General features: G+C 39.9%; 11 protein-coding genes and 1 riboswitch. Of the genes, 7 read left to right on the top strand and 4 right to left on the bottom strand.

Annotation, left to right across the window (positions count from 1 at the left end; all coding sequences use genetic code 11):
• The first annotated feature begins 85 nt into the window (after positions 1 to 85).
• Positions 86 to 871 (top strand): alpha/beta hydrolase family protein, encoded by a 786-nt coding sequence (locus tag MHI18_RS08205; RefSeq protein ID WP_340846896.1) that lies wholly within the window; start codon positions 86 to 88, stop codon positions 869 to 871.
• Between the two features lie 41 nt (positions 872 to 912).
• Positions 913 to 1155 carry a DUF2584 domain-containing protein gene (locus MHI18_RS08200; protein WP_040374174.1) on the top strand — a complete coding sequence of 81 codons (243 nt, stop codon included), beginning with the start codon at positions 913 to 915 and terminating at the stop codon, positions 1153 to 1155.
• A gap of 100 nt (positions 1156 to 1255) precedes the next feature.
• Here MHI18_RS08200 and MHI18_RS08195 read toward each other — a convergent pair whose 3' ends face one another.
• From MHI18_RS08195 to MHI18_RS08185, 3 genes are read right to left on the bottom strand one after another with little or no spacing between them, the layout of a single operon-like run.
• Positions 1256 to 2077, bottom strand: a complete 822-nt coding sequence (locus MHI18_RS08195; protein WP_340846895.1) for a MetQ/NlpA family ABC transporter substrate-binding protein — start codon at positions 2075 to 2077, stop codon at positions 1256 to 1258.
• A gap of 25 nt (positions 2078 to 2102) precedes the next feature.
• Positions 2103 to 2765, bottom strand: a complete 663-nt coding sequence (locus MHI18_RS08190) for a methionine ABC transporter permease (protein WP_340846894.1) — start codon at positions 2763 to 2765, stop codon at positions 2103 to 2105.
• Positions 2758 to 3516 carry a methionine ABC transporter ATP-binding protein gene (locus MHI18_RS08185; protein WP_340846893.1) on the bottom strand — a complete coding sequence of 253 codons (759 nt, stop codon included), beginning with the start codon at positions 3514 to 3516 and terminating at the stop codon, positions 2758 to 2760. The genes MHI18_RS08190 and MHI18_RS08185 overlap by 8 nt, the downstream gene beginning before the upstream one ends.
• 345 nt (positions 3517 to 3861) lie before the next feature.
• Here MHI18_RS08185 and MHI18_RS08180 point away from each other — a divergent pair, with 345 nt between their 5' ends.
• From MHI18_RS08180 to MHI18_RS08160, 5 genes are all read left to right on the top strand, one after another.
• On the top strand, positions 3862 to 5556 hold the full coding sequence (locus MHI18_RS08180; RefSeq protein WP_340846892.1) for a serine hydrolase: 1695 nt from the start codon (positions 3862 to 3864) through the stop codon (positions 5554 to 5556).
• Between the two features lie 18 nt (positions 5557 to 5574).
• Positions 5575 to 7659 carry a glycoside hydrolase family 3 protein gene (locus MHI18_RS08175; RefSeq protein ID WP_340846891.1) on the top strand — a complete coding sequence of 695 codons (2085 nt, stop codon included), beginning with the start codon at positions 5575 to 5577 and terminating at the stop codon, positions 7657 to 7659.
• A gap of 17 nt (positions 7660 to 7676) precedes the next feature.
• Positions 7677 to 8930 (top strand): exo-beta-N-acetylmuramidase NamZ family protein, encoded by a 1254-nt coding sequence (locus MHI18_RS08170; protein WP_340846890.1) that lies wholly within the window; start codon positions 7677 to 7679, stop codon positions 8928 to 8930.
• Positions 8931 to 9505: 575 nt separating this feature from the next.
• A complete protein-coding gene (locus MHI18_RS08165; RefSeq protein WP_340846889.1) occupies positions 9506 to 9943 on the top strand; it encodes a DUF1641 domain-containing protein in 438 nt (145 codons plus the stop codon).
• A gap of 39 nt (positions 9944 to 9982) precedes the next feature.
• Positions 9983 to 11161, top strand: coding sequence for an NAD(P)/FAD-dependent oxidoreductase (locus tag MHI18_RS08160; RefSeq protein ID WP_040374169.1), 1179 nt, complete (start codon positions 9983 to 9985; stop codon positions 11159 to 11161).
• A 1045-nt stretch (positions 11162 to 12206) separates the two neighbouring features.
• Here the strand turns inward: MHI18_RS08160 and pckA are convergent.
• A complete protein-coding gene (gene pckA / locus MHI18_RS08155; RefSeq protein WP_340846888.1) occupies positions 12207 to 13796 on the bottom strand; it encodes a phosphoenolpyruvate carboxykinase (ATP) in 1590 nt (529 codons plus the stop codon).
• Between the two features lie 295 nt (positions 13797 to 14091).
• Positions 14092 to 14262: riboswitch (SAM riboswitch) on the top strand.
• Positions 14263 to 14427: the final 165 nt, after the last annotated feature.

Genomic DNA, 14427 nt, shown 5'->3' with positions numbered 1-14427 from the left:
TTATGACTAAGCTTTGAATCAGGATAAAAAAGTTAGGATGCATTAAAATAAGGTCATTAGGAAGTGTTGAAGGAGGGTACTGTTAATGGAAGATGGTACAATTGTTGAAAAAATCCGCTTTCCATCTCCGCATCCGGGGGTTCATCTTTATAGTGTTACGTATCTTGCACAGGGATTAAGGGTGAAAGGATTACTTGCGGAACCGGTAAATGGGGAAGTTTATGATGGTTTTCTCTATCTTCGCGGCGGAATCAAAAATGTTGGCAAAGTCAGACCATCACGAATTACCCAATTTGCCTCAGAGGGCTTTATTGTATTCGCCCCATTTTATCGTGGCAATCAGGGCGGTGAGGGAGACGAGGATTTCGGAGGGGAAGATCGATACGATGCGATTGCAGGATATAAACTGCTTGAAAATCATCGTCGTGTCAATCCAAAATCCATTCATATTTTTGGCTTCTCAAGAGGAGGGATCATGGCGTTATGGGCGGCTATCTATTGTCCGACGGCCGCATCGATTGTGACTTGGGGTGGTGTCTCAGATATGTTTTTAACCTATGTCGAGCGTGTAGATTTACGCAGAATGATGAAACGTGTCATTGGAGGAACGCCGAATAAAGTCCCCGATGCATTTGTTTATCGTACCCCCTTGTTCTCACTCGATTCTTTAGATGTCCCCGTGCTAATCATTCATGGTGAAAGAGATGGAAATGTCTCTATTGATCATGCCTATCGTCTGGAAAACCAACTGAACGAGAAGCATAAACAAGTGGAGACCTGGTACTTCCCACAGTTTACTCACTACTTTCCCCCTGCTGTAAACCGAAAAGTTGTCAGGGATTTAACTCAGTGGATGAAAACACAGGTGTAAAGATGATAAGATATAGGTAATACGAATGAGGAGGGCATAGTATGGGCATGCCTATGGAATTAAATACGATGATCGTTACTAAAGGACGGGAAGAACGCGAGGAAGAGAATATCTTCCGGTTGAAAAAAGAAGGGTATCGTTTATACCCAATCGATATTCCACTCGATATCCGTAAGACGATCGAAAGTGAATCAAGCGGAACTGCGGTCATCCAAAAAGTAGAATGGCAGAATGAAGCAACTACGATTACATACAAATTAATCTCTTTAAAATCAACAAACTAAAAACAGGCTGTCGAGAAATCGACAGCCTGTTTTTATATGATTATTTTTAATAGTACGGATACCTTTAAAGAGCCGAGAAATTATCGATAGCATTTAAAACTTAAAAAGCTGGCAGAGCAATCTCATCATACTCTTCTTCAAGGAATTTCTTCACTTCAGGGCCAGTCATTCGTTCAGCCAGCTTTTTAATTTCTTCAGCGTTAGCGTTATTACTACGCGCCACGAGTGAAATGGCAAATTCCGAATCTACGGATTCTGTAATTAATGCATCTTTTTTAGGGGTTAATCCAACTGGTTTTGCATAGGCTGGTGTCATCGCGACTAAATCGACATCATCTAGTGTACGGGCCAGCATTAATAAATCGACTTCTTTAAACTGATAGTTATGTTTGTTTTCAACGATATCTCTCTGTGTTGCTTCGATGCCTGCGCCTTCTTTTAGTTTAATCAAGCCGGCTTTTTCAATCATTACTAGTGAACGGCCAATGTTAGAGGCATCGTTAGCAATGGCAATGGTGGCTCCATCCGGCAAATCAGCAATATCTTTATAGCGTTTTGAATAGGCTCCATAAATGGCATGATAAATAGGTTGAACAAGAGTCAATTCAGTATCATTGCTGTCATTATACTGATTCATATAAGGGACATGCTGAAAGAAGTTTGCATCGACTTCGTTATTAGCAAGTGCAGTATTTGGTTGAACGTTATCTCCTAAAACAACAATATCTAGATTGATGCCGTCTTCTTTAAGTAAGGGTTTTACAATATCTAAGATATCAGTCATTGGAGGAATAAGTGTGGCCACCTTAAGGGTAACATCTTTTTTCTCCGGTTGGGATGCTGGTTGTTTTTCGTCTTGACCACAGCCTGTAATAATAAGGATAAGAGATAGAGATAGAAGAAGTGCGGTTATTTTTTTCATTGGTCGTGTACCTCCGTTTATATTTCTAGCGTTTATCTATGAGTCTTGCTGTTGTACTTCCAACAAATTGAATCGTTTGAACAAAGATGAGCATGATGATAATGGTAAATACCATGAGATCGGTTTCAAATCGCTGATAGCCATAGCGGATGGCGAAATCGCCGATCCCCCCGCCTCCGACAATTCCTACTACTGTAGAATAGGAAATAAAGCTGATCGTAGAGGTTGTTAATCCAAGAAGTAAACCTGATCGTGCATCTACATAAAGAAATTTATAAATAATTTCCAGGGTAGAAGCCCCCATAGCCCTTCCAGCTTCAATTACTCCTCTTGGCACTTCAAGTAGAGATTGTTCAACTAGACGTGAATAATAGGCGACAGCCATAATGGCGAGAGGGACAGAAGCAGCTAAGGTTCCGATGGCCGTTCCAACGATAAATCGGGTAAGCGGAATTAAAAATACCACCAGTAATAAGAATGGAAATGAGCGGACAACGTTAACGAATACATTAAGTATGGAAAACACTATACGATTTTCAAGCAGTTGGCCTTTCCTGCATAAAAATAACAAGGTTCCGAGTGGAAGACCGACCAAGACAGCGGCTGTAATAGAAATTCCTACCATAAGAAAGGTTTCACCGATTGCCTGCCAAATTTCAGCCTGGTATTGCATAATATGGTCAAACATCTCCATCACCCTCGCTTAAAAGTTGCCTACGCAGTGATTGAAAATCATTCTTTGTGGCAATAAATCCTTTGGGTTCGAACGAAATGGTTTCGACTATTTCCCCTGCTTCCATAAGAGAAACTTTGTTGCAAATGCTTTTAATGACGTCCATTTCGTGGGTAACGATTAAAATCGTAACACCGAAATTCCTATTAATTTCATGTAATACCTTTAATATCTCTTCAGTCGTCTGCGGATCAAGTGAAGATGTTGGTTCATCACATAAAAGTACAGTTGGATTGGTCGCAAGTGCCCTTGCGATGGCTACACGTTGCTTTTGTCCACCACTCAAGCTGGACGGATATTGCTCTGCCTGCCGCTCAAGACCTACAATGCGTAAACATTCTTCTGCCCGCTCTAGTCGTGCTTGTTTAGAAAAACCAGCAAGTTCTAAGGGGATCATGACATTTCCTTTTACACTGCGGTTACTCACTAGATTAAACGCTTGAAAAACCATCCCAATCGATCTTCGTGCTTTGCGGAGGTTTTTACTGGTTAATTGAGTTAATTCTAAGTCATTAATTCGGACATGGCCCATGGAAGGTGATTCAAGTAAATTAATCATGCGGAGCAATGTAGACTTCCCAGCACCGCTTGTTCCAATTATTCCGTGAATTTCACCTTGAGAAACCTGAAGAGAAACAGAATGTACTGCTTTATATGGACCATTTTTTAACATATAGCTCTTGCTGATACGATCTAAGACTATCAAAATATTCCCCCTTTTCTAATGAGGATAGGCAGACATTGATTGTAACAGAGAAAGAGGAAGGGAGAAAGTATTATAGATATAGTAAAAAAAAGAAATGATTATGGAGATTTTAGATAGATAGATTGGCGAGTATTTTTGTGAAAAAGAACCAAAATATACTGACTATTCAAAAAATGATCCGAAAGACATCCATCTTTTTACATTTAAAGAATCCAGAATACTGACGTGATAGTACTTACGCTTTATAGACGAATTTATCAACAATAAGATAGTCTAAAAGTAGTTATTATCCAATTTTTATTATTTTGGGGTAAATTTGTAAATAGTAAACCTAAAGGAGGGTCTATGAAAAAGAAACTGCTTATGATTTCGTCCGTATGCTCTGTATTTTGGACAAGCACAAGTGCAGCAGCCTATGCTGAGCCGCCAAAGGGGGTGCCTTCAATTGAAAAAGCCGAAAAGAAATTCACCGCTGATCACCAAATTCATCCGATTTTCACTTGGGATTCTCCGGTGATTCCTTCATTAGGCATTCTCCAGCCGAGTTCAGCACGTGAAGCAGGAATGGTTGATGCCCCCTTACAAGAAATGGATGGCCTGATTAACCAAGCAATTTCTGAAAAGGTCATGCCTGGTGCAGTTGCATTTGTAGCAAGAGGCGGCAAGATTGTTAAAAATGAAGCGTATGGGTATTCAGCTAAATATGCAGATGAATTTCATACGGAGATGGATACGCCGATTCAAATGCAAGAGAATACGATATTTGATGCAGCGTCCATTAGTAAAATTTTCACGTCTACAGCCATTATGGTTCTTTACGAAAAAGGGTTGGTAGGTCTTGATGATCCTGTCATGAAGTATATACCAGAATTTGCTCAGAACGGAAAGGAACAAGTGACGGTTAGGCAGCTGCTTACACACACGTCTGGCTTCGTTGCTTGGGTCCCCTTATATAGTCAGGGGAATTCTAGAGAGGATAGGCTTAATTTAGTCTTTAAACAGCCTCTTTCTATGCCGCCCGGTTCGACTTATACATACAGTGATTTAAATATGATCACACTTGGGGCGATTATAGAACGTATTTCTGGAATTCGACAAGATGAGTTCGTTGAAAAAAATATTACGAAACCATTAAAAATGCGGGATACGATGTATAATCCGCCTGAATCATTGAAAATGCGCATCGCAGCTACAGAAGTTCAAACTGTACCGAATAGAGGGTTAGTCTGGGGAGAGGTTCATGATGAAAATGCCTGGTCACTAGATGGTGTAGCAGGCCATGCGGGTGTATTTACAACGGCACAAGACCTTGCAGCATTAGCACAAACCTTCCTGAATAATGGGAGCTATGGCGGGAAGAGAATTCTTAAGGCGAGTACAGTGAAACTTCTTCTCGAGAATCAGAATCAGGCCTTTCCTGGAAATGACCACGGACTTGGCTGGGAATTAGGGCAAGGCTGGTACATGGATGCATTATCTGACAGTACCTCTTTTGGTCATACAGGCTATACGGGCACCTCAATTGTCATAAGTCCAAAGCATAAAACAATTGCCATTCTTTTAACCAACCGTGTTCATCCTTCTAGAACGACCATTTCGACGAATGGGATTAGAAGAATCTTTGCTCGTCAGACTGCTGATGCTATTCCGGTTTCGATACCAGGGAAAGGGTCAGCTTGGTTCTCGGGGTATGGCGACAAGCTTTCTAGAAAGTTGGAAGCAAAGCTTGATTTGAAAAATAAAACCGACTTAACCTTCACTCAATGGCATAGCCTCGAGCAAAATGCTGACTATGGAGTGGTTGAGGTGATGGTGAACGAGGAATGGGTAGAACTCGTAAAGTTTGAAGGAACTAGTAATGGCTGGGAAAAACAACGGGTTGAGGTCCCGAAAGAAGCTGTGAAAATACGGTTTACGTATCATACAGATGCCTCGGTAAATGGACGAGGCTGGTATATCAAAGACGCAAAAATTCAGTCTAAGAACAAGAAAACGGTTCTATCCTTTGAAGCCTCGGATTGGAAGCTTAGAAACTACTAAATCAAGAGGAGGAAAAATATGAAAAAGTATATGAAGCTATTTCTTATTTCAATGGCAGTAGTAGGCCTGGCCGTCACACAGGTTTTAGGCGTTTCAGGAAGCAATGTTGAAGCGGCTCCGGCCAAACATAGCTCAACGAAACTCATTATTGATTTAAATGTTCCGCAGATAAAGGGGCAATTTAAAGATAACAAAATTGAACTCCATGCACTCCGTATCTATAAGGATGGACATTTCGAGAAAGCAGAAAAAAAATTGGAATGGAGATCATCTAACCAGCGAGTCGCTTCTGTATCGAAAGCAGGAAAAGTGACTCTGTCTGGGCGCAGTGGTACAACCATTATTACGGTAAAGAATGGCGTTTTAACTGACAAAATTACGATCAGAAATTCAAAAAAAGGAGCAGTTATCACGCCAACAAAGGATAAAAAGGGGAAATACAACATCATTGATAATGCTGTAGCAAAAATGACAGTGAAGGAAAAAATCGGACAGATGCTTATGCCTGACTTCCGAACTTGGAACGGACAGAATGTGACACAAATGCTTCCAGAAATTAAACAGCTTGTTAAGGATTATCATCTTGGAGGAGTTATTTTATTCAGAGAAAATGTCGAGACAACTGAGCAGACGACTAAACTTGTACATGATTATCAAGCAACCGCTGAAAAGTATGGGCTGTTAATGACGATTGATCAAGAAGGCGGCATTGTTACTCGACTCCAATCAGGAACCGATATGCCAGGCAATATGGCGCTTGGAGCTGCAAGGTCTGAAGAACTGACAAGAAAGGTGTCTTCAGCGATAGGTGAAGAATTACATTCGCTGGGGATTAATATGAATTTAGCACCGTCATTAGATGTGAATAATAATCCCGATAACCCAGTCATTGGAGTACGATCATTTGGAGAAGATCCAGTGCTTGTTGCCAATATGGGAAAAGCCTATATTAAAGGGCTTCAAGATACGGGTGTCGCAGCCACAGCTAAGCATTTCCCCGGTCACGGAGATACGGCGGTAGATTCTCACTTAGGATTGCCTGAAGTACCCCATGATCTTGAACGCCTTAAGAAAGTCGAATTATATCCATTTCAGCAGGCTATGGATGCAGGCATTGATGCAATTATGACTGCTCATGTCACGTTCCCAAAAATTGACAATACCAAAGCGATTTCCAAACAAGATGGAACGGAGATTTCAATTCCTGCGACTCTTTCTGAAAAAGTTTTAACGGGCTTAATGAGAGAAGAAATGGGTTACCAAGGAGTCATTATTACAGATGCAATGAACATGCAAGCAATCAGCAGCCATTTCGGTCCAGTCGATGCTGCGATACGTACGGTAAAAGCAGGAACGGACATTGTGTTAATGCCTGTTGGATTAAAAGATGCTGCTGAGGGACTCTACAGTGCAGTGAAAACGGGTGAAGTCTCAGAAAAGCGCATTAATCAGTCAGTAAAAAGAATTCTAACACTTAAGGTTAACCGCGGAATTATTAAGGCTGAAGAAGAGAAGAATATCGCTGAAAAAGTGAAAAATGCCCAATTAGTCGTAGGCTCGGCAACACATAAACAAATAGAAAAAGAAGCAGCTGCAAAATCCATTACATTAGTGAAAAATGAAGCTGCACTCCCTTTAAAAGCAACTCAAAAAGAAAAGGTCGTTGTCATTGGCAGTACGTATCTTACTGAGCTAGAAACAGAGATTAAGAAATATCATCAAAATGTTCAAGTCATTTCCACTACAAAACCACTAACTGACGAGCAATTAGCTGGGATTCAAGATGCGAAAACGATTATTTTAGGAACAATGACCTCAACTGTGAGCGGCCGGGCGCCAAACAGCGACCAGATGAAGCTTGCTAATCAGCTTACATCAGGACAAATTCCTGTGATTGGTATTGGAATCAGAAATCCATATGATGTAATGGCTTATCCAAATGTTGACGCCTACTTAGTTCAATATGGATTTAGACGTGCTAGTTTTGAAGCATCAGCTGCAACTATTTTTGGCCAAAACAATCCAACAGGAAAACTACCAATTACTATCTATAACAGTGGTGGTGATGTTCTCTATGGGTTTGGACATGGTTTAAACTATTAGAGATGGAGGGGAAAAGGATGAAAAAATGGCTCGCTTGTATAATGACTTTACTGCTCATCATGACCGTTTATTCATCGGCAACCGCCGATAAGAATAAACACGATAAACAGCCCAAGTTCCGTTTAGGGGTTGATGTCCTATTGCAGGATAAAATAAAAACGTTGAAAAACAAACGTGTGGGGATTATTACAAATCCAACTGGTGTAAACCAGGATTTAACAAGTATTGTGGATCTGATGTCGAGTCATAAGGAGATCAATGTAACAGCCTTATACGGACCTGAACATGGGGTAAGAGGAAGTGCACAGGCTGGACAATACGTTGACTTTTATACAGATCCTAAAACCGGACTGCCAGTTTATAGCCTCTATGGAGTAACGAAAAAGCCGACACCAGAAATGCTGGAAAACGTAGATGTACTCGTATTTGATATTCAAGATGTAGGAAGTCGATTCTACACGTACATTTATACAATGGCATTAGCTATGGAAGCAGCCAAAGAGAATAATAAAGAAATTATTGTGCTGGACCGGCCTAATCCGCTTGGCGGTCAGGAAGTAGAAGGTCCCGTACTGGAAGATAAATACTCTTCATTTGTTGGAGAATTTCCTATTCCTGTACGCCACGGGATGACAGTAGGGGAGCTTGCTTTACTCTTTAATAAAGAGTTTAACATCGGTGCTGATTTAACAGTGGTAAAAATGGAAGGCTGGAAACGATATCAGCATTATGATGAAACGCCGCTTGAATGGGTCTTGCCATCTCCAAACATGCCGACACTCGAAACTGCATCTGTTTACCCAGGTGCAGCATTAATTGAAGGAACAAATTTATCAGAGGGCAGAGGAACAGCAAAGCCCTTTGAATTAATCGGCGCTCCATTTATTAATGGAGATGAACTAGCAGAGAACTTGAATAAGCTTGATCTTCCAGGTGTTCTGTTTAGATCAGCTTCCTTTACACCAAGCTTCTCTAAGCACGCAAATGTTCTTTCTCATGGAATTCAAATTCACGTAACGAATCGTAATGCGTACAAACCATTTGAAACAGGGCTCCATATTGTGAAAACGGTCCATGATATGTATCCAAATGACTTTGCCTTTAGGACCCCTGGTTCAAACGGAATATCATTTTTTGATAACTTGGTTGGAAATGGTTCAATCAGACAAGGCATTGAACAAGGAAAAACAGTAAAGCAAATGAAAGCAGAATGGAAAAATGGTTTAAAAGACTTTATGGATGTCCGAAAAAACTACCTTCTGTATAAATAGTTAAGAGGTGAGCGCTAGGCTTTAGCGCTCACTTTTTTTAAAATATTTTTTCAGGGAATTGATTACAAATTTAAAGTTGGAGATACTAAACTTTTTTGCAAGAATTAAAAGTAAAATAGTTGATAAATGAATGTTTGTGAAGGATTTCACGATATTGAAAATAATATATATAATCACTTTCAATCGAATAGTTTTATAGTTTAATATGGTTGAAATAGGAAAAAATACACCGTTTAAAAAAATCGACGAGCTACTTATGACAATTTTGTGATATATTTAATAGTATAATATGTATTATTTAAACCAAGCTTATTTTTTCGGGGAAGCTGCTAGTTACAGAACCCGTCATCTAAAAAAATGTCGTTCGGGCTCCTAACAGAAACTTTCTATCTATTAACTAAATTTAGGTTTGGGGATATGTTTGAATCCCAAATATGTAGTAATACATTTTAGGCTGTGGGAGTCATAATAATGCTCTTTTTTAAGCTCTTGCAGCTTTGAGAGTTTTTATGTGAAATAGGGAACACACTAATTCCCGAATTAAAGCATTATGCTTATTGCAAAGGAGAATGGATATGTCAGAATCAATCGCTCAAACAAATGAACAAGCAGCAGCATTGGCTTCAACTCAAGAAAAACTGGATATTTTAGATCAACTACTTAATCCAGAAGTTCAGGAGTCTTTGACGGCTCTAGTTGAACAACTTCCAAAATTAACGGAATTGGTAACTGTTATGACGAAGTCTTATGACTTTGTTCAAGCAATATCTACTGATGAAGTTCTTAAAAGCGATACTGTAGGAGCTATTACTGAAATTGCAGGACCGGTGGTAGGTTCATTGAAAAATGTTGCAGCAACTACACTTGAAGCAAAAGAACGCGCTGAAAATAGTACGGAATCAATCGGCCTTTTTGGTCTAATGAAAATGATGAAAGATCCACAAGCTCAAAAAATGTTCCGTTTCATGAATGCTTTTCTACAAGTTAATGCCGAAAATAATAACAAAAAATAAGTTCTATTACATTTCTACAGTTAGGACGGAGGATACACTATGTCAAAGAAAATAGTCATCTTAGGAGCAGGTTATGGCGGATTACTAGCAGCTTTAACTGTTCGCAAATATTTAACAGCTGATGAAGCAAAAGTTACAGTAGTAAACCAATACCCAACACACCAAATTATTACTGAATTACACCGTTTAGCAGCAGGAAGTATTGCTGAACAAGCAATCGCTATGCCGTTAGAAAAACTTCTTCGCGGGAAAGATGTTAAACTTAAGATTGCTAAAGTTGAAACATTCTCAGCGGATACTAAAGAAGTGAAACTTAATGACGGATCTACATTAACATATGATGCTCTTGTCGTTGCTCTTGGCAGCACAACAGCTTACTTCGGGATCCCTGGTCTTGAAGAAAATAGCTTAGTTCTAAAATCTGCTAAAGATGCAAACTTCATCAATCAACATATTGAAGAACGTATTGCAGCTTATGCAAAAACTAAAAATCCAGCTGATGCAGCTATCCTAATCGGCGGCGGCGGACTAACAGGAATCGAATTAGTTGGTGAAATCGCTGATAGAATGCCTGCACTTGCTAAACGTCATGGAATTAATCCAAGTGAAATTAAATTGATGCTTGTTGAAGCAGGTCCAAAGGTTATGCCAATGCTTCCTGATCATTTAATTGAACGTGCAACAACCAGCCTTGAAAAACGCGGCGTAACATTCCTAACAGGTCTTCCTGTAACAGGCGTTGAAGGAAATGTGATCGACCTTAAAGACGGTCAAAAAATCGTTGCGAATACATTCGTATGGACTGGCGGCGTACAAGGAAATCCACTTGTAGGACAATCAGGTCTTGAAGTGAACCGTGGACGTGCAACAGTTAATGAATTCCTTCAATCAACATCACACAACGATGTTTTCATTGCTGGAGACAGTGCTGTATTCTTTGGCCCAGACGGTCGCCCATATCCGCCGACTGCACAAATCGCTTGGCAAATGGGAGAAAACGTAGGGTACAACCTTTACGCATACCTTGAAGGCAAATCGTTCGAGACATTCAGCCCAATTAACTCAGGTACACTTGCGAGCCTAGGCCGTAAAGACGCTGTAGCATCAATTGGTGCAAGCGGAACATCACTTAAAGGACTTCCTGCAACATTGATGAAGGAAGCAAGTAATGTACGTTATTTAGCTCATATCAAAGCTCTTTACACATTAGTACATTAATCAATACATTGATTAAAACAGTCTATTCTCTTAGGAGGATAGACTGTTTTTTGTTGTGTTAGTTAATAAGATAGAATCTTTGGATGGGCGGGCCGAATAAACGAGGATTTAGCGGATCTGATGCCAATCGGGTTGCTTCAAATGAAGAGATTCACGAAAAATCCTGGTTATCTAGACAGAATAAGTGAAAGATACACTTTTTTTAGGGATAAGATGTTATTTTATGAAGGCGTTACTGGGAGGATCGGGGTTGTCCAGAATGTGTATCCAAAAGGACGTCGGGCTGAATGATTGAGAGTTAGGGACGAATAAACTTGGTTTTGGGCCGAATCAAAGCCAGAAAGGGCCGAATAATTTGGAGTTTGGGCCGAATCATGCAGAGTTCAGGCCAAATGAAAGAGGAATTAGCAGATCTGATGTCAATCGGGCTGCTTCAAAAGAAAGATTCACGAGAAATCCTGGCTATCTAGACAGAATAAGTGAAAGATACACTTTTTTTAAGGGCCAAGTTGTAATTTTTTGAAGGTGTTTCTGGGCGGATCGGGGTTGTCCAAAAGGTGTATCTAAAAGGACGTCGGGCCGAATGATTAAGAATTAGGGCCGAATAAACTTGGTTTTGGGCCGAATCAAAGCCAGAAAGGGCCGAATGATTTGGAGTTTGGGCCGAATCATACAGAGTTCAGGCCAAATGAACAAGGATTTAGCGGATCTGTTGCCAATCAGGCTGCTTCAAATGAAGAGATTCATGAGAAATTACGGTTATCTAGACAGAATAAGAGAAAGATACACTTTTTTAAGAGCCAAGTAGTAATTTTATCAAAGCGTTTCTGGAGAATCGGGGTTGTCCAGATTGTATCCAAAAGGGCGTCGAGCCAAATGATTGAGAGTTGGGCCGAATGTTCCCCCTTTAATTCTAATGCGAATCCGAATGTAATAACTAGCTGGCTTCCCAACATAAGCTCGTTATTCAAAGGATTATCAAAAATTCAGAGTAATAAAAAACGCTCTCCACACAAGATCAATGATCTTTTGGGAGAGCGTTTTTTTATTTGACTAATGGGCCGCCTAAATCTTTAATTGTACTGGCTACATTTGAAAATTGTTTGAAGTTTTCATTGAATTTTTGTGCTAGTTCGATGGCTTTAGCTTTATAGGCATCTTTGTCTTCCCATGTTCGTGTAGGCTGGAGCACTTCGTCTGGAACGCCGGGCACATGTAGTGGAATGTCAAAGCCAAATACTTCGTCCTTGATGGTTTCGACGTTGGTTAATTCCCCTTCTAGTGCTGCCTGTACCATGGCTCTTGTATAAGCAAGCTTCATTCGGCTGCCGACGCCGTACTCGCCGCCAGTCCAACCTGTATTGACGAGGAATACTTTTGCACTGTGCTCATCAATTTTTTCGCCTAGCATTTCTGCATAGCGGACTGCAGGAAGCGGCAGGAATGGGGAACCAAAGCAAGTGGAGAACGTAGCTTCAGGCGAAGTGATACCTCTCTCCGTTCCAGCTAATTTACTCGTATAGCCGCTTAAGAAATGGAACATGGCTTGTTCTTTCGTTAGTTTACTGATTGGAGGCAATACGCCTGATGCATCAGCAGTTAGGTAGATAATTGTTGTTGGGTGACCTGCCACACTTGGATCAACAATATTATCAATCGATTGTATTTGGTAGGCAGCGCGTGTATTTTCCGTCAAGGCACTGCTGTCATAATCCGCAATACGGGTATCCGGGTTAAGAACTACATTCTCTAGAACGGCACCAAAACGAATGGCATCGAAGATTTGAGGTTCTTTCTCACGAGACAGATTGATGCATTTTGCATAGCAGCCGCCTTCAATATTGAATACGCCGTTTGAAGACCAGCCATGCTCATCATCACCAATTAATTTTCGGTTAGAGTCTGCAGATAATGTGGTCTTTCCAGTTCCTGATAGACCAAAGAATAATGCGACATCGCCTTCTCGGCCGACATTGGCTGAACAATGCATTGGAAGAATCCCTTTTTCAGGAAGAAGAAAGTTCATAACTGAAAAAATGGACTTTTTCATTTCTCCTGCGTATTCAGTACCGCCGATTAATACCGTCCTGCGTTCAAAAGAAATAATAATAAACGTTTCAGACTGTGTACCATCTACGGCTGGATCGGCTTTAAAGTTTGGTGCTGATATGACCGTAAATTCTGATAAATGATCTTGAAGGTCTTCTTCATTTGGCCGAATAAATAATTGATGGGCAAACAGATTATGCCAAGCGTATTCGTTAATGATTTGAATGGGTAATTGATGTTGTTTATCGGCACCTGCAAAGCCTTTGAAAACAAATACTTCATCTTTTTGTTTTAAATATTGCAGGACTTTATCGTATAACTTTGCGAATACTTCACTAGAAATCGGTTGGTTTACAGTCCCCCAATCAATCTTTTCATGAACCGCTTTTTCATCTACTATATATTTATCCTTAGGAGAACGTCCTGTGTATTTTCCGGTTTCAGCTTTTACAGCTCCTGTTGACGTGAGCTGCCCTTCATTGCGGCTTAATACTTTTTCCACTAATTGAGGTACAGAAAGCTGCACATGTATGTTGTTACCGGATAATAATTGGTGTAACTCATTTGAGATATCAAGCGTATTCATATAGGAGATACCTTCCTTTTTTTGAATTTATAATCAATTTATAAATAGTATAACACATTGATTTTAATAGTCTATACTATTTGTTTCGTTTCGTGTATTTACTGAGAGGAATTGGTTTGAATTCGGCAAAATTTAGTGAAAGGATCTACAGGGTATATGAGCGTATTACTCCATTTTTTCTCTGTACTATGACATAATGTGAGGATAGTGGAAATAGAAGTTTTTTTCTACTGAATGTGAAATAAGTATTGACAGAATTTGTAGAATTACGTTATGATTTTAAATTGTACGGATTCTCTTATCCCGAGATGGTGGAGGGCCAGGCCCAATGAAACCCAGCAACCTGCTAGAATGTTTGATTTTGATAAAACAATAAATTGCTTTTATCAGCAATTGTTTATTTTCAAAATCATTTTAGTGTTGGTGCTAACCTGAGCAAGGTAAAAAAACCCTTGAACGATAAGAGTGAAAGGATCAATTCGAGACAACAAACCTTTCCTCAAAAACTAGGAAGGGTTTTTATGCGTTTAATCATTCTTTTTTTACTATGAATGATTCGCATCAACCTTTCTGCTTCTATTATATAATACCAACTGGGAATGAGTTTCGTCTAACAAAATGGGAAAAGATA

Source organism: Peribacillus sp. FSL H8-0477, assembly GCF_038002765.1.
In the GTDB taxonomy this organism is placed as follows: Bacteria; Bacillota; Bacilli; order Bacillales; family DSM-1321; genus Peribacillus.
This window is presented reverse-complemented; position numbering and strand designations above follow the sequence as displayed.

Bases quoted from the DNA above. Each gene is read 5' to 3' on its own strand.
- MHI18_RS08205 (WP_340846896.1), top strand. From the start codon at position 86: ATGGAAGATGGTACAATTGTTGAAAAAATCCGCTTTCCATCTCCGCAT.
- MHI18_RS08200 (WP_040374174.1), top strand. From the start codon at position 913: ATGGGCATGCCTATGGAATTAAATACGATGATCGTTACTAAAGGACGG.
- MHI18_RS08195 (WP_340846895.1), bottom strand. From the start codon at position 2,077: ATGAAAAAAATAACCGCACTTCTTCTATCTCTATCTCTTATCCTTATT.
- MHI18_RS08190 (WP_340846894.1), bottom strand. From the start codon at position 2,765: ATGTTTGACCATATTATGCAATACCAGGCTGAAATTTGGCAGGCAATC.
- MHI18_RS08180 (WP_340846892.1), top strand. From the start codon at position 3,862: ATGAAAAAGAAACTGCTTATGATTTCGTCCGTATGCTCTGTATTTTGG.
- MHI18_RS08175 (WP_340846891.1), top strand. From the start codon at position 5,575: ATGAAAAAGTATATGAAGCTATTTCTTATTTCAATGGCAGTAGTAGGC.
- MHI18_RS08170 (WP_340846890.1), top strand. From the start codon at position 7,677: ATGAAAAAATGGCTCGCTTGTATAATGACTTTACTGCTCATCATGACC.
- MHI18_RS08165 (WP_340846889.1), top strand. From the start codon at position 9,506: ATGTCAGAATCAATCGCTCAAACAAATGAACAAGCAGCAGCATTGGCT.
- MHI18_RS08160 (WP_040374169.1), top strand. From the start codon at position 9,983: ATGTCAAAGAAAATAGTCATCTTAGGAGCAGGTTATGGCGGATTACTA.
- pckA (WP_340846888.1), bottom strand. From the start codon at position 13,796: ATGAATACGCTTGATATCTCAAATGAGTTACACCAATTATTATCCGGT.